Annotated in this window: 23 protein-coding genes and 1 tRNA gene; 15 read left to right on the top strand and 9 right to left on the bottom strand. The window is 59.2% G+C overall.

Going from position 1 to position 21,311, the window contains the following annotated elements:
- Nucleotides 1-47: 47 nt before the first annotated feature.
- The 6 genes from FE840_RS13625 to FE840_RS13600 form a co-directional block, all read right to left on the bottom strand.
- Nucleotides 48-1,292, bottom strand: coding sequence for an RNA polymerase sigma factor (locus tag FE840_RS13625; RefSeq protein WP_246318777.1), 1,245 nt, complete (start codon nt 1,290-1,292; stop codon nt 48-50).
- A complete protein-coding gene (locus FE840_RS13620) occupies nt 1,289-1,666 on the bottom strand; it encodes a YciI family protein (protein ID WP_138286041.1) in 378 nt (125 codons plus the stop codon). Before FE840_RS13620 ends, FE840_RS13625 begins: the two co-directional genes overlap by 4 nt.
- A 47-nt stretch (nt 1,667-1,713) precedes the next feature.
- A complete protein-coding gene (locus tag FE840_RS13615) occupies nt 1,714-2,157 on the bottom strand; it encodes a hypothetical protein (protein WP_138286040.1) in 444 nt (147 codons plus the stop codon).
- A gap of 179 nt (nt 2,158-2,336) precedes the next feature.
- The gene (locus FE840_RS13610) at nt 2,337-2,906 is read right to left on the bottom strand and encodes a DUF4287 domain-containing protein (protein WP_138286039.1); all 570 of its coding nucleotides are present in this window, start codon (nt 2,904-2,906) and stop codon (nt 2,337-2,339) included.
- A 9-nt stretch (nt 2,907-2,915) separates the two neighbouring features.
- Complete coding sequence (locus tag FE840_RS13605; protein ID WP_138286038.1) at nt 2,916-3,332, bottom strand: SRPBCC family protein; 417 nt, start codon at nt 3,330-3,332, stop codon at nt 2,916-2,918.
- Nucleotides 3,333-3,344: 12 nt separating this feature from the next.
- Complete coding sequence (locus FE840_RS13600) at nt 3,345-3,671, bottom strand: ArsR/SmtB family transcription factor (protein WP_138286037.1); 327 nt, start codon at nt 3,669-3,671, stop codon at nt 3,345-3,347.
- A gap of 583 nt (nt 3,672-4,254) precedes the next feature.
- Here FE840_RS13600 and FE840_RS13595 point away from each other — a divergent pair.
- The 3 genes from FE840_RS13595 to FE840_RS13585 are packed head-to-tail and all read left to right on the top strand — an operon-like array spanning nt 4,255 to nt 6,503.
- Entirely contained in the window at nt 4,255-4,848 is a 594-nt protein-coding gene (locus FE840_RS13595; protein WP_138286036.1) for a hypothetical protein, read from the top strand.
- 8 nt (nt 4,849-4,856) lie between these two features.
- Nucleotides 4,857-5,204 carry a YciI family protein gene (locus FE840_RS13590; protein WP_246318776.1) on the top strand — a complete coding sequence of 116 codons (348 nt, stop codon included), beginning with the start codon at nt 4,857-4,859 and terminating at the stop codon, nt 5,202-5,204.
- Nucleotides 5,205-5,207: 3 nt separating this feature from the next.
- Entirely contained in the window at nt 5,208-6,503 is a 1,296-nt protein-coding gene (locus FE840_RS13585) for an RNA polymerase sigma factor (protein WP_138286034.1), read from the top strand.
- 62 nt (nt 6,504-6,565) lie between these two features.
- Here FE840_RS13585 and FE840_RS13580 read toward each other — a convergent pair whose 3' ends face one another.
- Nucleotides 6,566-6,781: a winged helix-turn-helix transcriptional regulator gene (locus FE840_RS13580; RefSeq protein ID WP_246318775.1), complete on the bottom strand. Its 216-nt coding sequence runs from the start codon at nt 6,779-6,781 to the stop codon at nt 6,566-6,568.
- Nucleotides 6,782-7,119: 338 nt separating this feature from the next.
- Here FE840_RS13580 and FE840_RS13575 point away from each other — a divergent pair, with 338 nt between their 5' ends.
- Genes FE840_RS13575 through FE840_RS13565 form a run of 3 tightly spaced genes read left to right on the top strand, consistent with a single transcriptional unit; the run spans nt 7,120 to nt 8,385 of the window.
- The gene (locus FE840_RS13575) at nt 7,120-7,353 is read left to right on the top strand and encodes a YdhR family protein (protein WP_210271768.1); all 234 of its coding nucleotides are present in this window, start codon (nt 7,120-7,122) and stop codon (nt 7,351-7,353) included.
- Between the two features lie 47 nt (nt 7,354-7,400).
- Nucleotides 7,401-7,790, top strand: a complete 390-nt coding sequence (locus FE840_RS13570) for a DUF6632 domain-containing protein (protein WP_138286033.1) — start codon at nt 7,401-7,403, stop codon at nt 7,788-7,790.
- Nucleotides 7,791-7,806: 16 nt separating this feature from the next.
- Nucleotides 7,807-8,385 (top strand): peroxidase-related enzyme, encoded by a 579-nt coding sequence (locus FE840_RS13565; RefSeq protein ID WP_138286032.1) that lies wholly within the window; start codon nt 7,807-7,809, stop codon nt 8,383-8,385.
- Nucleotides 8,386-8,502: 117 nt separating this feature from the next.
- Here FE840_RS13565 and FE840_RS13560 read toward each other — a convergent pair.
- A tRNA-Ser gene (locus tag FE840_RS13560) sits at nt 8,503-8,592 on the bottom strand.
- A 251-nt stretch (nt 8,593-8,843) separates the two neighbouring features.
- On the opposite strand from FE840_RS13560, the gene FE840_RS13555 reads away from it, so the two are divergent.
- The 8 genes from FE840_RS13555 to FE840_RS13520 all read left to right on the top strand — a co-directional run bounded on the left by FE840_RS13555 (nt 8,844) and on the right by FE840_RS13520 (nt 17,856).
- A complete protein-coding gene (locus FE840_RS13555) occupies nt 8,844-9,887 on the top strand; it encodes a septal ring lytic transglycosylase RlpA family protein (protein ID WP_138286031.1) in 1,044 nt (347 codons plus the stop codon).
- A 43-nt stretch (nt 9,888-9,930) separates the two neighbouring features.
- Nucleotides 9,931-11,091, top strand: coding sequence for a D-alanyl-D-alanine carboxypeptidase family protein (locus tag FE840_RS13550; RefSeq protein ID WP_138286030.1), 1,161 nt, complete (start codon nt 9,931-9,933; stop codon nt 11,089-11,091).
- A gap of 114 nt (nt 11,092-11,205) precedes the next feature.
- Nucleotides 11,206-11,913, top strand: a complete 708-nt coding sequence (gene tmk, locus FE840_RS13545; RefSeq protein ID WP_138286029.1) for a dTMP kinase — start codon at nt 11,206-11,208, stop codon at nt 11,911-11,913.
- Nucleotides 11,910-12,935 carry a DNA polymerase III subunit delta' gene (locus FE840_RS13540; RefSeq protein ID WP_138286028.1) on the top strand — a complete coding sequence of 342 codons (1,026 nt, stop codon included), beginning with the start codon at nt 11,910-11,912 and terminating at the stop codon, nt 12,933-12,935. Before tmk ends, FE840_RS13540 begins: the two co-directional genes overlap by 4 nt.
- A gap of 167 nt (nt 12,936-13,102) precedes the next feature.
- Nucleotides 13,103-14,662: a methionine--tRNA ligase gene (metG, locus tag FE840_RS13535; protein WP_138286027.1), complete on the top strand. Its 1,560-nt coding sequence runs from the start codon at nt 13,103-13,105 to the stop codon at nt 14,660-14,662.
- 4 nt (nt 14,663-14,666) lie between these two features.
- Nucleotides 14,667-15,452 carry a TatD family hydrolase gene (locus FE840_RS13530; protein WP_138286026.1) on the top strand — a complete coding sequence of 262 codons (786 nt, stop codon included), beginning with the start codon at nt 14,667-14,669 and terminating at the stop codon, nt 15,450-15,452.
- Complete coding sequence (locus tag FE840_RS13525) at nt 15,449-16,273, top strand: MBL fold metallo-hydrolase (RefSeq protein ID WP_138286025.1); 825 nt, start codon at nt 15,449-15,451, stop codon at nt 16,271-16,273. The genes FE840_RS13530 and FE840_RS13525 overlap by 4 nt, the downstream gene beginning before the upstream one ends.
- A gap of 209 nt (nt 16,274-16,482) precedes the next feature.
- A complete protein-coding gene (locus FE840_RS13520; protein ID WP_138289825.1) occupies nt 16,483-17,856 on the top strand; it encodes an ISNCY family transposase in 1,374 nt (457 codons plus the stop codon).
- Nucleotides 17,857-18,222: 366 nt separating this feature from the next.
- Here FE840_RS13520 and FE840_RS13515 read toward each other — a convergent pair whose 3' ends face one another.
- Nucleotides 18,223-19,845 (bottom strand): ABC-F family ATP-binding cassette domain-containing protein, encoded by a 1,623-nt coding sequence (locus FE840_RS13515; RefSeq protein WP_138289747.1) that lies wholly within the window; start codon nt 19,843-19,845, stop codon nt 18,223-18,225.
- 399 nt (nt 19,846-20,244) lie between these two features.
- Between FE840_RS13515 and FE840_RS13510 the strand changes: the two genes are divergently transcribed.
- Nucleotides 20,245-21,231 (top strand): sialic acid TRAP transporter substrate-binding protein SiaP, encoded by a 987-nt coding sequence (locus FE840_RS13510; protein WP_138289745.1) that lies wholly within the window; start codon nt 20,245-20,247, stop codon nt 21,229-21,231.
- Nucleotides 21,232-21,311: the final 80 nt, after the last annotated feature.

Raw genomic sequence — 21,311 nt, 5'->3', positions numbered from 1 at the left:
TCAGGAATGGCAAGGAGGAAGCGACTGGCATTGCGCCTTCTCCATTCTCAGACCAATTCAACATATTGATCCATTAGGAAAGTCCGCACGGCAGCATCTTCGGCAAGGTCAATCGCGCGTCGCAAGCTGTCTTTTTGCCGGACCGTGTCTCCGGCGAGTGCTGCCACGCGGGCACGCGCCACCCACCAAGGCTGATGGGTCGCGACGCGATCAGGAGGTAGCGCGTCAAGTGCGTCCGCCGCAGCCTGCGTGTCGCCCGCCTCTGCCCATATGACAGCTCGACCGATCTGTGCACCAAGGCTGCCTGTCTGGGCGACCAGCATATCGTAGAGCAAGCGTAACGCTTCAAGGTTGAGCCGGCCCGTGATCGGGCGCTGGATATGCACTGACTGGATCGCCGCCTCGCACTGGAATCGGCCGAAGCGCCCCGCCTGCGCTGCACGAGCGAGCAAGCTCTCAGCCTCGATTACCATGTCGCGGTCCCAGAGCCGAGCATCCTGGGCATCAAGCGGCACGAACCGTCCATACGCGTCGCGCCGCGCTGACCGGCGCGCGGCACAGTATAGCATCAGCGCCAGGAGCCCCTTCGGCTCGGGCTCGTTTGGCATCTCCTGCACGATCAGTCGCGCAAGCCAGATCGCCTCGCCGGTCAGCGCTGCGGGGTCGTCGGTGGTGTCAAGCCCGTCCCAGCCCGCGCCGAAGGCGGCGTAGATCGCGTCGAGCACCGCATCGATCCGGGGCGCAATTTCTCCTGCCTCGGGCAGAGAGAAGGCGAGGCCCGAGTCCCGGATGCGGGCCTTGGCCCGGACCAGCCGCTGGGACATGGTTGCCGCAGGCACGATGAAAAGGCGCGCGATCCGCGCTGCGTCGATCCCGAGCACGGTCTGCAGGATGAGTGGCGTGCGCGCGGCAGTGTCAATCGCGGGGTGGGCGCAGACAAACATTAAACGAAGCCGTTCGTCGGAGAGGGGCATTTGCTGCGCCACCGTCTCCGCCTTTTCTTCGATCCGCCGCAGGATCTCCGGTTCGGCATTGCGCCGAACGCGCGTATTCCTTGCCACGTTCTTGCGCGTGTTCCGTGCCGCGGTGACCAGCCAACCTTCGGGGTTTGAGGGCACACCCTGCTCGGGCCACACTCGCAGTGCCGTCGCCAAGGCGTCTGAAAGGGCGTCCTCAGCTGAAGCGATGTCCCGATCACGCAGGGCGAGGATCGCGACGAGCTTGCCATAGCTTTCCCGGGCGACGCGTTCGGCCGCCCGGGTTATGTCGGGATTGCGTTCAGCCCCGCTCACGCCGGCGGCGTCGGCCCGGGGGCGGGCATCTTGAGGATCGGTCGCACCTCGACTGACGCGGTCCGGGCTGATGGGGCTCGCTCGGCCCAGTCCAAAGCAGCATCCAGATCGGGTACCTCGATCACGAAGTACCCGCCGAGCTGCTCTTTGGTGTCCGCGAACGGGCCGTCCTCAACCACGCGCTTGCCGTCCCTTACCCTGAGCGTCGTGGCGGCGTGCGGCCCCTGGAGACCGTCGCCTTTCACGATGACACCGGCCTGCGCCATGGCACCGATGAATGCGGTCCACCCGCCCCAATAGGTCTGGGCGTGCTCAGGATGATTGCGCTGCGCGAAATCCTCTGCTGTTTCATTCAGAATGAGCATGAATTGCATTTCTTTATCTCCTTGGGATGTAGATATCACATTTCCTGAACGGTCGATCAGACTTTGGCGGCCGGGTGCCGGCTGAAGGCGAACAGCGCTGCCGCGATGGCCACGACAATCGTGAGGATTATGACCTGCGAAGCACCAAATGCGCCGAAAACGCCATGAAGAGCATCGCCGATCCAGAGCGCAACATAGGCGACCAGAGAAGCCAGAAGGACTGGCTTGGCCACGGTGCTCCGAAGCAGTAGCAGGGTGCTGCCGGCCAGACCGGCGAAAACGCCCACGGCGAATGCCACTGTCATCCAGGTGGGATAACCTGTCATCACGGAGGCCTGATCGGGGGTGAGACCTGAGGCGATCAGGCTCGCTTCGGTCGCGGTAACGGAGCCGACGAACTGGACAACGCCGAAGACGTTCCAGGCGATGCCGCCGAGGGCAGCCGGGGTGAGCCAGTGCGACGCGCTGAAGCTTGAAAACGGATGGGAACGAGCTGTCATGGGGAGTCTCCTTTCGAGATCACGAAGCCGCCGGGTTGGCGTCTTCTGATGCTTTGACACCCGAAGGACAGCGATTTCGACACGTGCCTGCATTTCTTTGAGAGAATGTTTGACGCTGGTCGCAAACGGTGGCGGAGAGGGGGCCGGCCGAGGCGGAACCTTCGCTGAGCCCTCCTTTGCTAGCGAACTCTCTCGCCCGATGCAGCCGCGCGAAGATGGGCCAGAGCGGTTTCGATATCATCTTCCGAAGCTATATCCAGAAGCAGCTTGAACCGATCGCTTCCGCCAAGACGCGGCGCCTCCGGCAGTGGAGCCAGGTCCTTGTCCTGCGCGACCAATCCCAAGCAAAGGAGCGTCGCCGAGGATCTGGGCCGCGCGGCCACGGCGAACTGGATCGGCGTGCCGAGGCCTACATAGTTCTTGCGCGGCATGATCTGCAGGTTTGGCACATCTGCCGCGAGAGCGGAAACTATTTCCAGGAACAGGACGCCTGCGCATTCGCCTAGAACAGCAACGACTGGATCTCCTTCGGGGTCGGCCCGTCCTCGGTCTTTCCATTTGCGCACGATGATCTGCGCCGTGACCTGCCCCAGGCCGTGCTCGACTTTCAGCCATGCCACGGCGGCTGCGGGCTTGGCAAATGGCGGCGCGTTTTCCAGAAGTCCAATCCAGCGATTGATATCCTTGCCTGTCCTAGCTGCAAGGTTCGCAATGACGGCGGCATCCATTTCCGCAGGTGTCAGCGCCATGATATACCCCTATGGCGGTTTCTGCATCGAAAGGTGTCGAGGCAGTTTCCTGGCCAGCAGATCCTTCCACCCGAAGCCAAGTGCGATGCGCGGTATAACATTTGAAAGACCGGCGAAGCCCGTGTGACGCAAGGTGAGCCGGGTACCTGTACTCGTCTCCGCCAGTTCGAAAGCCACCCGCGTGTCGAGGGGACCGCCCTTCCAGCTGATGACGAGCCGCTCCGGCGGCACCAGTTCGAGCACTTCACAATGCACTATGCCGTCGAAACCGGGGGCAGGTTTCGTCCGGAAGGTGAATCGATGCCCAATCTCTGGCCGGAAGTCATTCGGCATGAGCCAGGCGCCGAGCTGCGCACTATCGGTCAGGGCCTGCCAAATCATCTCGCGCGGGAAGCTCAGATTGCGGGTGATCTCGACGTCTTTCATCGCGCACAGTCCTCAGTTCTTCATCCGCGAAAGATGGTCTTCGAGCGCGTCGAGACGCTTGCCCCAGAACGCCTCGTACTTCGTGATCCAATCCGCGACGGTTCGCAGTTCTGCGGCGCGGACATTATAGAAAGTGCTCCTGCCTTCCGAGCGCGCGTCGACAAGACCCGCGAGGCGCAGCACCTGCATGTGTTGGGAAACGGACGGTTGGGCGATGCCCAGTTCGTCGGCCAGGAAACCGACCGTGCGCTCTTCAATCAACATCAGATCCAGCATTTTGCGGCGGTTCGGGTCGGCAATGGCCCGAAATGGATCCTGGTTCGGTGATACGTGCGACATGGGACCTGCAGCGTTGTTGTTGTATGCTTAATATAGGCAATTGCCTATTTGGTCAATCACAGCGATGGGTCTCTCTGGCCGCATCGATGTCAGAGGAGACTTGTCTGGCGGGGCGGACCCCGCACACGAGTTAATGAGGGAGGAGAGCTGAGGCGTTGCGCGAGAGGCTACAGGTCAGCCAAAGGGATGCGCAGGAAAAAGCGCAATCTCGATTAGGGTCGGACAGACTGAAAGAAGTCGATGACGGGATTTGGTTCGTCAGCTTCTTGCGCTATGGTCTTGGATAGATCGACCTAGAACAGAGAACATTGCAGACCATCGACAAGCCTCGTCGCGCTCGAGGTTGTTACCTATGTCTTAGGTACAAGATGTGACCCATGTCTCCGGGCCGGACAATCTGAGTAGTGGCGGATCAGCCGAAGCTGGATGCGAACATTCTCCTCGTTTGTGCAGGCGCCGGATCGTACGCACGAGAAGCAGCATGAAAAAAAGATCTGCAACTCTGTCGAAATCGCTCCCCCTCGCACGTCATTGCAGTGAGAGAGCGCCTGTCGCGCTTCTCTGGCACGCAAGGAGCAACACAATGTGCAAGACACTCAGTATCGCAATGGCGACCGCCTTGTTTGCCGGCTCAGCCGGTATTGCAGTGGCGCAGGAAGGTTTCGGAGGACGTGATCAACTCGAGCGCCTGTCCGGCGTCTATGCCAGTTCGGCTCCCGAGCAATGGTATGGCGGCTTCGGCACTCGCCGTTTCTCGTTCGATCGTGGCAAATGGAGCCTCGAGTTTACGCATGCGCTCGATGCAAGCATGCAGAACCGGACCTTCCAGTTCCGCACGGAAGGACCTTACCAGATCGGCGCGGCGTCAAGCGCGGTCCCCGGTGCGTTCGATGCGATCTTTTTCGAAGACGTGAAATATGTCACTCTCTTGACGGGCGACGTCAATATCATCAACGCCTTCGGATTCGCCGGTTGCGGCCTCAAGGTCAATGTCGAGGTCGATATCTCGAAGACAGGATGCGCTGGCTGGAAGCCGGTTGCCGAGTGCCGCGAAGATCATGATCTGCTGGCGATCAGCGCGGCAGGGCTTCAGTTCGGCGTGCGGCCGCGCGACAACAACATGTGCTCGGCCGATCGGCGCCCGACGGCGCTGCTTCAGCCCGTCATCCGGCAGTGAAGGAGGCAATGATGCAGTTCGCTATCTTCAACTATGTCCAGCCGCGCGATTTCGCCGACAAGCGTCCGGAAAATGATCCCGACGGGCCCGCCTGGGGCGCTTACACGAAGGCGCTGATCGAGGCCGGTGTGATGGTGAGCGGGGCGGCGCTGAAGCCCTCGCACACGGCTACCACGCTGCGCATCGCCGACGGGCGTCGGGATCTCCATGACGGCCCGTACGCAGAGACAAAAGAACAGCTTGGCGGCTTCTACATCATCGATGTTCCTGATGTCGATGCAGCGCTCGCATGGGCCGCGCGCAACCCGGCCGCTTCCACCGGCGCCGTCGAGGTCCGCCCGATCATGCAAGGGTGATGAATGAGCCATGAAGCGGCCAGCAAGGCGGCGGAACGGATCGCCCGTCTAAGCTACGGGAAGCTCGTCGCCATGCTGGCCGTTCGCTCCAGGGATATCGCTGGCGCGGAAGATGCCCTCGGAGAGGCGCTGCTCCGCGCCATCACAGATTGGTCGCGCTTCGGCGTGCCCGCCAATCCCGAAGCTTGGCTGGTCACGGTCGCCCGCCGAATCGATGCTGACCGATGGCGTCGGGCGGTGGCGGCTGCGGATGGCGCAGCGCGATGGCTCCTTCTGGAAGACGAGCGGCTGGCGACGGAGGATTTCGAAATTCCGGACGATCGGCTCCGGCTGATGCTGGTCTGCGCGCATCCGGCCCTTGATCCTCATCTGCATACACCGCTGATGTTGCAGGCCGTGCTGGGGATCGACGCCCGGCGGATCGCGTCTGCATTTCTTGTTTCGCCGGCGACCATGGGGCAGCGCCTGTCCCGCGCCAAAGCCAGGATTGCTGAAGCAGGCATCCGGTTCGAACTTCCAGACCGTTCGGACCTGCCAAGAAGAAGTGACGCGGTACTCGCGGCGATCTATGCGGCCTATTCGCTCGGCTGGGAGCTGGCTTTCATTGACGCCGCGCGCAGCCTTGATCTCGTCAAAGAAGCGATCTGGCTGGCCAGGCTGCTCATTGAGCTTGAGCCTGGGAATTCAGAGGCCCACGCCCTGCTCGCGCTTGTCATGTTCGCTGAAGCGCGGCGCGCGGCGCGGCGCGATCCGTCGACCGGCGGGTTCGTGCCGCTCTCTGAACAGGACACGAGCTTTTGGGACCTCGCAATGATCGCGGAAGCCGAACATGCGCTTCGCGTCGCCGGGGAACTCGGAACGAGCGGCCGCTTTGGTTTTGAGGCCGCCATTCAGGCGGTGCATTCCGCTCGTCGGCTGACTGGCACCACGAATTGGATCGCCATCGAGCATCTCTATCGTGGGCTTCTGCTGGTATCGCCGACGATCGGCGCGCATATCGGTCATGCGGTTTCGCTCGCGGAGGTCGGTAGTGCCGTGTCCGCACTGGCGCATCTCGACGCGCTCCCTGAAGAGCTCACCTCCAGGCATCAGCCGTACTGGGTTGCGCGAGCGCACCTGCTGGCTATAGCTGGCGACATCGGCGGTGCGACGCAAGCCTACGAAAAGGCGATCGGCCTCACCGAAGATGTCGCTTCCCGTCGATTTCTCATGGCCCGAAAAGCACAATCTGAGGACCTTACAAGTCGAAACGACCAGATCTCTGCGCATCCCATCGCTGTTGTGCGAAAATCCGAGTAGTGGCGCACCGAATGAAACTTGACGCGAAAGTTCTGTTCAGGTTTCCGCGCAAGTAACCGAAATCAACCGTCAGAAAGCGAGCGGTCGAACGACAGCCGGCGCTGCATAAGAATTGTGGAATTATGCTCGACGACCCATTGTTCCATGGTCCGCGCAAGATCGCTGAGGGACCGCCTTAGATTTGTCAGCCGGTACTCGACGCGGGGCGGCACTTCTGGATGGCTGATCCGCTCAATGAAGCCATCCCGCTCCAGGGCGCGGAGAGTCTGCGTCAGCATTTTCTGCGAGATGCCCCCTACCTGCCGCATCGGGGCGCCGGTCCACACCGGGCCTTATTGCAGGGAGCAACGAATCATAATCGCCCACTTGCTGCCGATCAGGTCGAGCATTTCGCGGGATGGACAATTCATGTCGTAGGGATTGGCTGGGAGAAACGCCATCAAATGTTACTAAAAGGTGCGTACTTTTTCAATGGAAATTCTTGAGCTATCTTGACTGCCACAGCAGCCCGGACATCGAGTAAACCACTATGCCCAGCCCGAACCGTGTCTGATTCTACGCCGAGTACCAGAACTCCGCGCCGTTCACCGAAGCCGTCTGGAAGGAGGCGAACACCATGATGCACTCCGTCCCAGGCTTGATCAGCAAGACTTGGCTGAGCGGGATCGATACGCATTCCGTAGGCGGGTTCTACGCCTTTGACAGCCTCAAGAACGCTCGTGCCTACGCCACCGGCATGCTTTCCGATTTTGCCAAGGGCTCGAACGCGAGCCTTACCGTCAAGTTGTTCGACGGCGACGTGGTGGCGGAGGCGAGCCGCGGCATGAACTCGCCATTCTACTCCGTCTAGAATGGCATCCCAAACAACGAGTGTCGAACGAAGTATTGAGGTTGAGAATGACCACTATCCGAAATGAACGACTACTCAAGACCGCAATGATCGCCTTTGGCATCGTGTTTTGCTTTGTGTATCCGCTGGCGCTGGTTTGGCCATCTGGCTGGATGTGGCACGGTGGTCACGGCGCCTACTACTTCGTCATGATCTGCGGCATCTATGCGACGCTCGGGGTCTTCCTGATCCTCGCGTCCCGCAACCCAGGAGCCCACACGAGCCTGATCTCATTCACGATCTGGTCGAGCGTTGTCCATGCGCTGATCATGGCCGTCCAGGTTTTCCATGACGGACAAAACGAATGGGGTCATCTGCTTGGCGATGTCCCCGCGCTCCTCCTGGTGGCCGCAGTCCTGGGATACCTCATGCCTGCGGCTGTCAAGCCGGCAACCTGAACCCTTGAGGACAACGATGCAGAGTCAGCCCGCCATCAGCCGGTTTCCGATCCCCGACATCGCCGACATGCCGGACGACATCCGCGCCCGCATCCTCGCGGTTCAGGAAAAGTCCGGCTTCGTACCGAACGTCTTTCTCGTGCTCGCGCACAGGCCGGATGAGTTCAGGGCCTTCTTCGCCTATCACGACGCGCTGATGGACAAGCCCGGCAACCTAAGCAAAGCCGAGCGCGAAATGATCGTCGTTGCCACCAGCAACCTGAACCAGTGTCAGTACTGCGTGGTGGCGCATGGCGCGATCCTCCGCATCAGGGCCAAGGACCCGCTCATCGCCGACCAAGTCGCGGTCAACTACCGCAAGGCGGACATCACCGATCGTCAGAAGGCGATGATCGCTTTCGGCATCAAGGTCTCGACAGAAGCCCACAAGGTGGGAGAAGAGGATTTCGAGGCGCTCAAGGCGCATGGCTTCGACGAAGAGGATGCCTGGGATATCGCTGCCATCGCCGCGTTCTTCGGCTTGTCCAACCGTCTCGCCAACGTGACGAACATGCGCCCGAACTCCGAGTTTTATGCGCTCGGACGAAATACCTGACACGCGATACCGGCAATAGGGCGTCAACGCACGGCTATACCCCCTCTCACAGAGGACGAGGCAGTCTCGATTCGCCCTGCTGCGCAAATTGCCGTATCGACGAGAAAAACTGAGTAGTGGCGGATGGGGTGGGATTCGAACCCACGGTACGGTCTCCCGCACGCCGGTTTTCAAGACCGGTTCCTTAAACCACTCGGACACCCATCCATCTCGCGCCTTATGCGCAAAGCCGCAGCAGTTTGCAAGGGTGATTGGTCGCTTTCAGCCAACGTTCTTCGAACACTTCGCTTGATCGGAGGTGACCATGCCACGAGGCTTGGCACAAAAAGCTTGCAAGTTGAAAAAAGTTGTGAAATTTCCAACTTTAGCCATTTTGTAATAGATGGATGAGTAACGAGGGTCGAATCTGTCATGGGAACACAGCTTCGCAATATAATTCCTTGAGCCAAGTGGGACGCATGACGGCATATCCGGGTGGAAAGCTTAGTAATGGCGCCAGGTGGCTTGGCATATTTGCAGTCTGTGCGTTGATGTCTTCCTGTGCCACGACGAAGGAAAACGAAAACGCCAAGGCTCGGACCGGCAAAGATGCTCAGCAGGCCGAATCGCAAACCTTGATTCCCGTGCTGCAGGCCAGTGCAGATATTCCGAAGGGCGGCGGTCGCGAGATGGTTGGCCGCCCCTATACGATCAAAGGGAAACGCTTTGTTCCACATGTGAACCCAAGCTATGACAGGGTGGGGCTCGCTTCATGGTATGGTCGCGATTTTCATGGTCGCAAGACCGCGAATGGTGAAGTGTTTGATAAATATCACCTTTCCGCCGCGCATCCGACCTTGCCTCTGCCGAGCTATGCACGCGTGACAAATGTCGAGAACGGAAGCTCGGTCATTGTCCGAATCAATGACCGTGGTCCCTTCCATGGAAACCGGATCATCGATCTTTCCAAACGGACTGCCGAAGTTCTGGACATGAAGCATAGTGGTACCGCCAAGGTCCGCGTGCAATATGTCGGCCCGGCCCCGCTCGATGGCCAAGACATGCCTTTCCTTGTTGCATCGTTCCAAGATGCCGAGGGGCAGAATCCATTCATGCTCCCTGAAGGGACCATTGCCTCGGGTGTGATGACAGCCTCGCTTGACCCCGAATCTGCCAAGCCATCGGACAACTCCCTTGTCGGCATCCAAACGGCACTGGTTCGGCCGGTGTCTGATTCTGGCGGCGGCGTTCAAGCCTCCGCTGCGGCCACGCCGGCATCTGAAGCGATTTTCGACATCATGATCGAACTGCCGGAGACGGGCCCATTCCCCGGAATGCGTCCATTCGGGCTCGCTGACAACGAGCAGCCCCTGACCACGCTTGTCTCTGCCTATGACGGTCAGGCTTCGGATTCGTCTTCGCTTGTGTTTGATGCCATATTGGTGCGCAATGAAGACTTGACCGAGACCTCGATTCTTGCTGCCGTGGCTGAAGGCAGGATCAGGCTCGGAAGCAGACCTTGACCGATTGAGGTCAGGCAAAGATCCCGCTGCCAGAACGAGAGCAATGCGCGCATTTCTGTCCGTTATCCTTTTTCTGCTCTCCAGTGTTCTGACGCTTTCGCTTGCCCATGCGCAGCAGGACGGATCAACCGGTTTCGAGACGAAAGCCGCTCAGGTATTGCTGGTTGAAGCGTCTACGGGAACGGTCTTGCTGTCGAAGGGCGAGACCGACACGCTTGTTCCTGGCTCCATCGCCAAACTGATGACACTCGAAATCGCATTCGATGCGGTAGCCCGAGGCGAAATCGCCCTGACGACGACCTATCCGGTTTCTGAATTTGCGTGGCGCACGGGCGGTGCACCCTCGCGCACTGCAACCATGTTTGCTGCCCTTAAATCCGAAGTGCCGGTGATGGATCTCATTCGCGGCATTGCCATCCAAACCGCAAATGACGGGTGTCTGATTCTGGCGGAGGGAATGGCTGGAAGCGAAGCAGCCTTTGTCGAGCGGATGAACAAGCGTGCGACGGAACTCGGCATGACGGGAACCCGTTTTGGCAATGCCACCGGCTTGCCCCATCCGGACAACCGAACCACGCTTGCTGATATGGTGCTTCTGGCGCGTCACATGGAGGCGACCTATCCCGCGCTTTACGATGTCTTCAAGCAGCCCGATTTCGAATGGAATGAGATCTTCCAGCGCAACCGGAACCCGCTGTTGAGCATGGGGGCCGATGGGTTGGCGACCGGCTTTTCCGAAGAGAATGGCTTTTCCATCATCGCATCCATCGAACGCGACGGACGACGGCTGTTTCTGGGAATGAGCGGACTGGGCAGTGACAAGGAGCGCGCTGATGAGGCGAGCCGTGTTCTCGAATGGGGGCTCAGCGCCTTCGAGATGCGGAGGCTTTTTGCCGCTGGCGAGGTCATCGGTGAGGCCAGTGTTTATGGCGGCGCGCAGGGGCGTGTGCCGTTGATTGCCAAGGCGGATATCTCGGTGCTTGTCGCCATCCGAAATCCGGATCGGCTCCAGGCAAGAGTGGTCTATGATTGGCCGCTGCGGGCGCCTGTTGCCATTGATCAGCCAATCGGACGGCTCACAGTGACGGCAGAGGACCGGCAGCTGCTTTCGGTTCCGTTGAAGAGTGCCGCCGCTGTCGAGGTGGGGACGCTCCGACAACGCGCGACGGATGCATTGATTGAAGCCCTGTTTTTCTGGCTTTGACGGGAAACCTGTCTTGATGTCGAGCGGTGTCCGGTTTTCGGTTCCGCTGAACCTCTATCTGCGCTAGAGCGTTAAGAGTGAGAAGAGGCAAGGACAGACGTGCAGGGTGAGGGTTTGCAGACCAACGGTGGATTGTTCGTGAGTTTTGAAGGCGGGGAGGGGGCCGGGAAGTCGACCCAAATTCGTCTCCTGGCCGAACACTTGCGCGCGCTTGGGCTACCCGTGATTACCACCCGTGAGCCGGGTGGATCGGCAGGTGCAGAAGCCTTGCGCCACGTGCTTCTCTCCGGTGCTGCGGAGCCCTTCGGGATCCGGATGGAAGCGCTGCTCTTTGCCGCCGCCCGCGCCGACCACATTGATTGCGTTATCGCTCCGGCGCTGGCAGAGGGCAAGGTCGTGCTATGCGACCGCTTCGTCGATTCGTCTCGCGTCTATCAAGGCGTGACCGGCAATCTGGAGCCGGATCTCATGGCGGCGCTCGAACGCGTGTCAGTGAGAAATTTCATGCCGGACTTGACCTTCATGCTGGACCTTCCGGCGGTAGAAGGGCTTGCCAGGGCGCGTCGACGCGCGGGGCTCGCCGCCATTCGGGCCGAGAGCCCGGACCGCTTCGAGCGGGAGGAAATCGATGTGCATGAGCAAAGACGGCAGGGGTTTCTGGACATCGCCATGCGAGAGCCGGTCCGTTGCCATATCGTAGATGCGCGCCAGTCGATTGACGAGATCGCACGGGCGATCTCCAGCAAGACCGACACCGTGCTCGGCGCACGCGGTCTTCGCGAACTTGATCGGTTGCCGTCTGCCTCGGCGGCCCTGCAATGAGCGAGTTGCAAACCAGCCTGCTGGAGGGGGCGATTGCGCCGGCCCTGAACCGAAAACTCTTCGGACATGACGAGGCGGAAGCGTTTCTTGCGCGCAGTTATCAGTCGGGGAAGGGGCATCATGCCCTGCTGATAGAGGGGCCGGAAGGTGTCGGGAAAGCGACACTTGCCTTTCGCTTCGCAAATCATGTCCTGCGTCATCCCGATCCGTCGAGTGCACCGCTGACCATCTCGGATCCCGATCCGGATCATCCCGTGACCCGGCAGATCGCCTCCGGGGCTAGCCACAACCTGCTGCATCTTTCGCGTCCCGTTGACGAAAAGAGCGGACGGATCAAGCAGGCGATTACGGTGGATGAAGTCCGCCGAGCGGGTCACTTTTTCAGCCAGACATCGGGTACGGGTAACTGGCGGATTGTCATCATCGATCCCGCCGATGATCTCAACCGCAATGCGGCCAACGCCATCCTGAAGATTCTCGAGGAACCGCCGAAGCGGGCGATGTTCCTCGTGCTTTCCCATGCGCCGGGCAAGCTTTTGCCGACGATCCGGTCACGCTGTCTTCCGCTCAGACTTCATCAGCTTGGAAATGACGCCATGGTCAAGGCGCTATTGCAGCTTGGGCTCTCGGTGCAAGGCGATGCAGGTGAAGGCGTGCTGGGGTTTGCGAAGGGCAGTGTATCGCGGGCGCTCAAGCTGGTGAACTACGGTGGCGCCGACATTCTGGCAGCCTTTGACGAGATGCTGGCTGCTCATGGTTCGGGCCAGCGCCGGATGATGTTCAAGATCGCAGACGCCTTGTCCGCCAAGGACAGCGATGTTGCCTTTGGCTTCTTTGCGGAGCATCTGGGGGATCATCTTGCGGTGCTGGCGCGAAGCCGGGCGATCGAAGGCGATCTGGGGTCGGCAGAGCGTTATGCGCGGCTCACATCGGAAATCAACGAAAAGCTTCGTATTGCCAATGCCTATAATCTCGATCGCAAGCAGACGGTCCTGGAGATCCTTCCGGAGATTGTGCGCTGAGCTGGGTGCGGTACCGTCTCCACGATTGGCGCTGCAGCAAACTTGATGTTTCTTCGCGCAACGGAATGGTCTAGAAGCGGCGGAACCCTATCTCGTCCTGTGGATGTCGTGGCGGTCGCTGCGACCAACATTCGGATTGAAGCCGTGCAACTCTGGCAAAGACAACAATAACCATGAGCGAACCCTTTTACATCACCACCGCAATTTCCTATCCGAATGGCAAGCCCCATATCGGCCATGCCTATGAACTGATTGCGACGGACGCCATGGCACGCTTCCAGCGGCTGGATGGCAAGGATGTGTTCTTCCTCACCGGAACCGATGAGCACGGCCAGAAGATGCAGCAGACGGCACGGGCCGAAGGTATAGAGCCGGCCGATCTTGCAGAGCGGAACTCCAATGAATTCCGTGAGATGGGCAAGCTTCTTAATGCATCGAATGATGACTTCATCCGCACGACCGAAAAGCGCCATCACGAGACGGTGCAGGAAGTCTGGCGGCGGATGGAGAAGAATGGCGACGTCTACAAGGGCGGTTATGCCGGCTGGTATTCGGTGCGCGACGAGGCCTATTACCAGGAAGAGGAAACCGAACTGCGCGCCGATGGCGTGCGGTACGGGCCCCAGGGCACGCCCGTCGAATGGGTGGAAGAGGAAAGTTACTTCTTCAAACTCTCGGCCTATGAAGACAAGCTGCTGAAACTTTACGAGGACCAGCCGGATTTCATCGGTCCGAACGAGCGCCGCAACGAGGTCATTTCCTTCGTCAAGTCGGGTCTCAAGGACCTGTCGATCTCGCGCACCACCTTCGACTGGGGCATCAAGGTGCCCGGCGACGACAAGCATGTGATGTATGTCTGGGTCGATGCCCTGACAAACTACATCACCGCGACGGGTTACGTCGAAGACGAGCACGGTCAGCGCGCCAAGTACTGGCCGGCCGACGTGCATATCATCGGCAAGGACATTATCCGCTTCCACGCCGTCTATTGGCCGGCCTTCCTGATGTCGGCGGGCCTGCCTTTGCCGAAGCGCGTCTATGCCCATGGCTTCCTGCTCAACAAGGGCGAGAAGATGTCGAAATCGCTCGGCAATGTCGTCGACCCGGTCAATCTGGTGAACCATTTCGGCCTCGACCAGGTACGCTATTTCTTCCTGCGCGAAGTCTCCTTCGGCCAGGATGGCAGCTATTCGGAAGAGGGCATCGGCACGCGCATCAACGCCGATCTCGCCAATGGCATTGGCAATCTCGCTTCGCGCTCGCTGTCGATGATCAACAAGAACTGCGAGGGCAGGGTGCCGACACCCGATCCGCTCACCGCAGAAGACGAGGCGATCCTGAAGATCGCCGACGAGGCGATCGACATCTGCCGCGAGGAGATGGGCAAGCAGCAAATCCACAAGGCGGTCGCTGCCATCATCAATATCGTCAACGAGGCCGACCGCTATTTCGCGGCGCAGGCACCGTGGGTCTTGAAGAAGACCGACGAGGCACGCATGGGCACGGTGCTCTATGTGACCGCTGACGTCGTGCGCCAGATCGCGATCCTCTTCCAGCCGATCATGCCGGCATCCTCGGCGAAGATCCTCGATCTCGTGGCCGTGGCCGAAGAAGACCGCGTGTTTGCAAAGCTCGGTGCCGCCGGTCGTCTGACGCCGGGCACGGAGCTGCCAGCGCCGTCGCCGGTCTATCCGCGCTACGTCGCCCCGGAAGCGGCTAAGGCCTGACACGATGCTGATCGATACCCATTGCCATCTGGATTTCGCCGACTTCGACAGCGAGCGTGACGAACTGGTCGCGCGCGCCCATCAGGCGGGCGTCAAACAGATGGTGACGATCTCGACACGTGTTCGCAAGCTAGAAACGCTTTTGGCGCTTACCGAGCGGTATCCGAGCGTCTTCTGCTCTGTTGGTACGCATCCGAACAATGCCGGCGACGAGCTGGATGTGACGGCGAACGAGTTGGTGCGGCTGGCGGAAAGCCACGACAAGATCGTGGCGATCGGCGAGGCCGGGCTTGACTATTTCTACGACACGCAGAAGCCGGAGGACCAGAAGACGGGCCTCATCCGCCATATCGAGGCGGCAAGGCGCACGGGTCTGCCGCTCGTCATTCACAGCCGCAGCGCCGACGAGGACATGGCCGATATCCTGACCGAGGAAAGCGGGAAGGGGGCCTTCCCTTTCATTCTTCATTGCTTTTCGTCGGGCGAGGCTCTGGCCGATACCGGCGTTGCGCTCGGCGGCTATGTTTCCTTCTCCGGCATCGTGACATTTCCGAAATCGGAAGCGCTGCGCGAGATCGCCAAAAGCGTGCCGATGGACCGGCTGCTGGTCGAGACGGATGCGCCGTATCTGGCGCCGAAGCGCTGGCGTGGAAAACGCAACGAGCCGTCCTATGTGGTGAACACGGCGGAGGTTCTGGCGGAGGTGAAGGGCGTGAGCTACGCGGAGATGGCTGAGATCACGACCGAGAATGCCTTTCGTTGCTTTTCCAAGATGCCGAGGCTCGGATGAGTTCATATCGCCGGTTCACGATACTGGGTTGTGCCTCTTCGCCGGGTGTTCCCCGGATCAATGGCGACTGGGGCAATTGTGATCCCAACAATCCGCGAAACCGCCGCACGCGTGCATCTTTCCTGATCGAGCAGATCGGGCCAGACGGCGGCAAGACCGTGGTCGTGGTTGATACCGGACCCGATTTTCGTGAACAGATGATCCGGGCGCAGGTCGAAACAGTCGATGCGACTTTCTTTACGCATGCTCACGCCGATCACGTGCACGGCATTGACGATCTGCGCGGTTATTTCATCACGGCCAAGCGTCCTATTCCGATCTATGCAGAACCCTATACGATGGAGCGGATCGAACAGGGCTTTGGCTACTGTCTGAAGACACCGCCCGGCAGCAGTTATCCACCAATTGTTGAGCCGCGCATTATTCAAGATCTGGATCAGCCGATCCATATCGATGGTGCTGGAGGCGTCATCGAAATCCTGCCGCTGGTACAGCAGCATGGCGACATCATCTCGCTCGGGCTGCGAATTGGCAATGTGGCTTACTGCTGTGACGTCAGCGACTTTCCAGCAAAGACCATCGAGAGACTTTCCGGACTCGATGTGCTGATCATCGATGCCTTGCAATATCGACCGCATCCGAGCCATTTGTCGCTGGACCAGGCTTTGCAATGGATTGAGCGTTGTGGACCGAAGCGCGCTTTCCTGACGCATATGCATACGCCGCTTGACTACGACACGGTCATGGCTCAAACGCCGGCGCATGTCGAACCGGCCTATGATGGCTTGTCATTTGATGTGGCTATCGACAGAACAGGTTGACATATTGGCTTCAAGCCTATGATTTTGTTCGGCTATATGCCACAGAATGCGGCGCACTCATCGGGCGATCTCTTGGGGGGCCAACATCTATTAGTTCCATAATCTATCTTATGTGATTCTCGTATGTAGCCGCAAAGTTGAAGTGTCCTGTTTCTGCAAAGTTGGAATGTCACACTCCCCGGGTCTGAATGACGTCTGGGAGATTGCAGATGGGATTGATAGCGATGAGCGAGCGCGATCTGCAGCGGATCGAGGTTTTGTCGAAGGTTGCCGCCGGTCGGATGACCGTGGTGTCGGCGGCGCATGTGCTTGACCTGAGTGAGCGTCAGGTGCGTCGGCTCTTGCAACGAATGCGGACTGGCGGCGCGGCTTCGATCCGGCATAAGGCGATCGGTCGGCCCTCAAACAATCGGATCAGTGACGCGGTTCGCGATTATGCGATGACGCTGGTCCGCGAATGTTATGCGGATTTCGGTCCGACCTTGGCGACGGAGAAGTTGGCTGAGCGCGATGGCTTGCGGGTGTCACGCGAGACAGTACGCGGTTGGATGTCCGAGGCCGGACTGTGGCTGTCACGCAGGCAGCGCCGGACGTTTCATCAACCGCGACTGCGGCGCGAAGCCTATGGCGAACTGGTGCAGATCGACGGGTCAGAGCACCGCTGGTTCGAGGATCGTGGACCAGCGTGTTCGCTTCTGGTGTTTGTCGACGATGCGACCGGCAGGCTGATGCAGTTGCGCTTTGTGCGTTCCGAAAGTGCCTTCACCTATTTCGAGGCCCTGGAGCTCTATCTCAAGCGTCACGGCGCACCGATTGCCTTTTATTCGGACAAGCATTCGGTGTTTCGGGTGGCGAAGAAGGATGCGAAGGGTGGCCAGGGGATGACGCAGTTCGGGCGTGCGCTTTGCGAGTTAAATATCGAGATTCTTTGTGCAAATTCGAGCCAGGCCAAGGGTCGCGTTGAGCGGATGAACCGGACGCTGCAGGACCGTCTGGTCAAGGAACTCAGGCTGTGCGGCATCGACAGCATGGAGGCCGGCAATGCGTTTCTGCCTGGTTTCATGGAGAACTACAATGCGCGTTTTGCGGTTACCCCTGCCCGTTCAGACGACCTGCACCGACCGCTGAATCTGGCGCCGGATCGGTTGACGGAGATCCTGTGCAAGCGCGAGCAGCGCTATGTCGGATCGCAACTGACGTTCTCGTTCGAGCGCAAGCGGATCATGCTGGAGGAGAGCGAGGTGACGCGCGGTCTGGTGGGTCGTTATGTCGAGACCTACGCCTATGCCGACGGTCGGCTTGATGTTCGTTGGAAGGGTTGTTCCCTGCCTTACACGGTGTTCGAAAAGGACCAGCGGGTGACGCATGCGGCGATCACCGAGAACAAGCGGCTCGGGGATGTTCTGGCCTATATCAAGGAGCGCCAGGAGCAGCAGGACAAGCCGAAGGTGAAGAGCAACAGCGAGAAGATTGGCTATAAGCCGACCGGTCGCAAGCCTGGGAGACGTCTGGACGTCCTGAACGATCCGGCGGTGATTGCACGGCGCCAGAAAACGCTGGCACGGCAGCAGGCTGCAGAATGAGGCGTCTCAAAGCTAAAGGCGAAGAAGTGCGCCCCACCCGCCCCGATCTGATCTTGCAAGCGGGTCTGCCGCTCAGATCGGGGCTGATCGTGGTGCTGTGTGGTGACTGCTGCAGACATTTCTACTTTGCAGCACAGCGGACATTCCAATTCCTCCGCCACATCGTATGTAGCCGGGTGGGTTCAAGGATGAAGTGCGACTTGCCGTTCGTCCGTGGTTGAAGCAGTTCATTGCCGCAAGTTCCCTTATCGAAGCGAGCAGCCTCCAGATCGCCTTGATACAACACCCTTGTACTGAGCCTCCTGGATCTGGCTCAGAAACCTGAGCGCATCTCAACGCCGGCGACTGGAGAAAGGTTCGTGTGGTTCAGCTTCTCAGTCCCGGAGCTTCCTGTCCGGTGCGAGCGACATATTCGGTGTAGCCACCGTCATAGCGATGCACGCCTTCGGGCGTGAGTTCAAGAACGCGGTTTGACAGCGCGCCGAGGAAATGGCGGTCGTGGCTGACGAAGAGCATGGTGCCTTCATAAGCCGACAGCGCCTCGATCAGCATCTGTTTGGTATCGAGATCCAGGTGGTTTGTGGGTTCGTCAAGCACCAGCAGGTTTGGCGGGTCAAACAGCATGATCGCCATCACCAGCCGGGCCTTTTCGCCGCCGGAAAGCACACGGCAGCGCTTGTCGATGTCGTCGCCGGAAAAGCCGAAGCAGCCTGCCAGCGCGCGCAAGGGCGCCTGCCCTGCCCGTGGAAAATTATGCTCCAGCGTCTCGAAGATTGTCATCTCGCCATCAAGGATATCCATGGCATGCTGAGCAAAGTAACCGAGCTTGACGCTGGCTCCGATTGTGACCGCACCGCTGTCCGGCGTTAAGTCACCTGCAACCAGCTTCAACAGTGTGGATTTACCGGCGCCATTGATCCCCATGATGCACCAGCGTTCCTTGCGGCGGATCATGAAATCGAGACCGTCATAAATGACCTTGTCGCCATAGGCCTTGTGCACGCCTTTAAGGCTCACGACATCCTCGCCGGACCGCGGCGCCGGCTGAAACTCGAACGTGACCACTTGACGGCGCTTTGGCGGTTCAACCCGGTCGATCTTGTCGAGCTTTTTCACACGGCTCTGTACCTGGGCCGCATGGGAGGCGCGCGCCTTGAAACGCTCGATGAACTTGATTTCCTTCGCCAGCATGGCCTGCTGACGCTCGAACTGCGCCTGCTGCTGCTTTTCATTCTGGGCGCGCTGGCTTTCGTAAAAGCCATAGTCACCTGTGTATGTGGTGAGCTGGCCCCCATCGATTTCAATGATCTTGTTGACGATACGGTTCATGAATTCGCGGTCATGCGAGGTCATCAGAAGCGCGCCGTCATAGTTCTTAAGGAACTGCTCCAGCCAGATCAGGCTTTCGAGATCAAGGTGGTTGGACGGTTCGTCAAGAAGCATGACGTCCGGCCGCATCAACAAGATGCGGGCCAGTGCCACGCGCATCTTCCAGCCGCCGGACAGCTTTCCCACATCGCCGTCCATCATATGCTCGGTGAATGAAAGCCCTGCGAGCACTTCGCGCGCCCTGCCCTCAAGCGAATAACCGTCGAGCTCTTCGTAACGCGCCTGAACCTCGCCATAGCGTTCGATGATTGCATCCATCCGGTCCATCTGTTCCGGGTCAGACATGGCCGCCTCCAGGTCGCGCAGTTCGGCGGCGACTTCGCTGACGGGACCTGCACCATTCATGACTTCGGCAACGGCGCTGATGCCACCCATTTCGCCGACATCCTGGCTGAAGTAGCCGATCGTCGTGCCCTTCTCGACAGATACCTGCCCTTCGTCCGGGAGTTCCTGACCGATAATCATACGAAACAACGAGGTTTTTCCCGCACCGTTCGGTCCAACCAGGCCGATTTTCTCTCCCTTGTTCAACGCCGCAGAGGCTTCGATGTAGAGCAGTCGGTGGCTGAGCTGTTTTGAAATGTTTTCGATGCGGATCATGGGGTCAGTGCCTGAACGGAATAGTTGCTGCGCTGTGACAGGTTTTGATGTTGGTGACAACCCGGATATCCATTCAAGACACTTCCCGGCGCAGCAGGTTGGAGAAAACCTCCGTTGAGCTGTTCCGTCCGCACTTCACGTTGGCCTTTGGCCAATCAGGGTTTCGTTCGTGCGATCCTGTTTTTTCGGCGGCCAGTTGACGATATAGGGATTTCGATTTACTTGTATGACATGTCAGATGTTTTGGGAGGACATCCGCCTGCGCATACCTTCTAGATTCCCGAGTTTTCGAGGTATTTTGAAGGCATTTTGCGCTTGATGCATGTGACGTGAAGCCTGCCCAGTTTGTCTGATAACTGTGGGTAAATTTATCTGATCATTTTTTGGAGGGGAAAAGTCATGGTGCTTAAACGTAGAAGCCTCGCAGGTCTCATTGCCGGCCTGGCGGTTCTTGGTGCCTCGGCGGTGCCGTCACTGGCGGCAATGGAGCTGAAATGGGCGCATGTCTATGAAACAAGCGAACCGTATCACACAGAGGCTCTCTGGGCCGCGGAAGAGATTGCCAACCGTACCAATGGCGAAATCAAGATATCGGTGTTTCCGGCCTCGCAGCTCGGCAATGAAAACCAGATCAATGAAGGTCTTACGCTGGGAACTGTCGACATCATCTACACAGGTGTTGCCTTTGCCGGCGCAGTGCATAAGCCGATGGCGATCTCGAACGCGCCTTTCATTCTACGCGACTTCGACCACTGGAAAGCCTATCGTGACAGCCAGTTGTTCCAGGATATCGCGGCCGGGTATAATCAGGCCACCGGCTCCAAGATCCATGCCCTAACCTACTACGGTCAGCGTCATCTGACCGCCAATCGCGAAATCACAAAACCGGAAGACATGAAAGGCATGAAGCTGCGCGTCCCGCCAGCGCCGCTGTTTTTGATGTTCACCAAGTCTGTTGGCGCCAATGCGACGCCAATCGCCTTTGCCGAAGTCTATCTTGCCCTGCAGCAAAAGACCGTCGATGGTCAGGAGAACCCTCTACCGACGATCATGGCAAAGAAATTCTACGAAGTGCAGAGCCATATCATGCTGACCGGCCATATCACCGAATCTCTGGTGACCGTGGTGGGTGGTCATGTCATGGCCCAGTTGTCCGACGAGCAGAAGGCGATTTTTGACGAGGTTCTCAAGGAAGCTGCGAGCCGCGCGACCGACCAGATCCGCGAATCGGAGAGCCGTCTGGCGGATGAATTCCGCAAACTCGGCAAGACTGTCGTCGATATCGACCGCAAGCCCTTCATCGAAGCTGCTGTCCCGCTGCACATGGATCCGGAATCCGGCGCAGGCTGGACCCAAGAGCAGTATGACGCCTTGCAAGCGCTCTGAGACGATCACGGTAACCTCCCAGGATCGTCGTGGTGGGCTGCTGCTTCAGGTGTGAGGCGGCAGCCCTTTCTTTTAGACCC

This window comes from Peteryoungia desertarenae, assembly GCF_005860795.2.
Classification (GTDB): domain Bacteria; phylum Pseudomonadota; class Alphaproteobacteria; order Rhizobiales; family Rhizobiaceae; genus Allorhizobium; species Allorhizobium desertarenae.
This window is presented reverse-complemented; position numbering and strand designations above follow the sequence as displayed.

Bases quoted from the DNA above. Each gene is read 5' to 3' on its own strand.
- FE840_RS13620 (WP_138286041.1), bottom strand. From the start codon at position 1,666: ATGCAATTCATGCTCATTCTGAATGAAACAGCAGAGGATTTCGCGCAG.
- FE840_RS13615 (WP_138286040.1), bottom strand. From the start codon at position 2,157: ATGACAGCTCGTTCCCATCCGTTTTCAAGCTTCAGCGCGTCGCACTGG.
- FE840_RS13610 (WP_138286039.1), bottom strand. From the start codon at position 2,906: ATGGCGCTGACACCTGCGGAAATGGATGCCGCCGTCATTGCGAACCTT.
- FE840_RS13605 (WP_138286038.1), bottom strand. From the start codon at position 3,332: ATGAAAGACGTCGAGATCACCCGCAATCTGAGCTTCCCGCGCGAGATG.
- FE840_RS13600 (WP_138286037.1), bottom strand. From the start codon at position 3,671: ATGTCGCACGTATCACCGAACCAGGATCCATTTCGGGCCATTGCCGAC.
- FE840_RS13595 (WP_138286036.1), top strand. From the start codon at position 4,255: ATGTGCAAGACACTCAGTATCGCAATGGCGACCGCCTTGTTTGCCGGC.
- FE840_RS13590 (WP_246318776.1), top strand. From the start codon at position 4,857: ATGATGCAGTTCGCTATCTTCAACTATGTCCAGCCGCGCGATTTCGCC.
- FE840_RS13585 (WP_138286034.1), top strand. From the start codon at position 5,208: ATGAGCCATGAAGCGGCCAGCAAGGCGGCGGAACGGATCGCCCGTCTA.
- FE840_RS13580 (WP_246318775.1), bottom strand. From the start codon at position 6,781: ATGCTGACGCAGACTCTCCGCGCCCTGGAGCGGGATGGCTTCATTGAG.
- FE840_RS13575 (WP_210271768.1), top strand. From the start codon at position 7,120: ATGATGCACTCCGTCCCAGGCTTGATCAGCAAGACTTGGCTGAGCGGG.
- FE840_RS13570 (WP_138286033.1), top strand. From the start codon at position 7,401: ATGACCACTATCCGAAATGAACGACTACTCAAGACCGCAATGATCGCC.
- FE840_RS13565 (WP_138286032.1), top strand. From the start codon at position 7,807: ATGCAGAGTCAGCCCGCCATCAGCCGGTTTCCGATCCCCGACATCGCC.
- FE840_RS13555 (WP_138286031.1), top strand. From the start codon at position 8,844: ATGACGGCATATCCGGGTGGAAAGCTTAGTAATGGCGCCAGGTGGCTT.
- FE840_RS13550 (WP_138286030.1), top strand. From the start codon at position 9,931: ATGCGCGCATTTCTGTCCGTTATCCTTTTTCTGCTCTCCAGTGTTCTG.
- FE840_RS13540 (WP_138286028.1), top strand. From the start codon at position 11,910: ATGAGCGAGTTGCAAACCAGCCTGCTGGAGGGGGCGATTGCGCCGGCC.
- FE840_RS13530 (WP_138286026.1), top strand. From the start codon at position 14,667: ATGCTGATCGATACCCATTGCCATCTGGATTTCGCCGACTTCGACAGC.
- FE840_RS13525 (WP_138286025.1), top strand. From the start codon at position 15,449: ATGAGTTCATATCGCCGGTTCACGATACTGGGTTGTGCCTCTTCGCCG.
- FE840_RS13520 (WP_138289825.1), top strand. From the start codon at position 16,483: ATGGGATTGATAGCGATGAGCGAGCGCGATCTGCAGCGGATCGAGGTT.
- FE840_RS13515 (WP_138289747.1), bottom strand. From the start codon at position 19,845: ATGATCCGCATCGAAAACATTTCAAAACAGCTCAGCCACCGACTGCTC.
- FE840_RS13510 (WP_138289745.1), top strand. From the start codon at position 20,245: ATGGTGCTTAAACGTAGAAGCCTCGCAGGTCTCATTGCCGGCCTGGCG.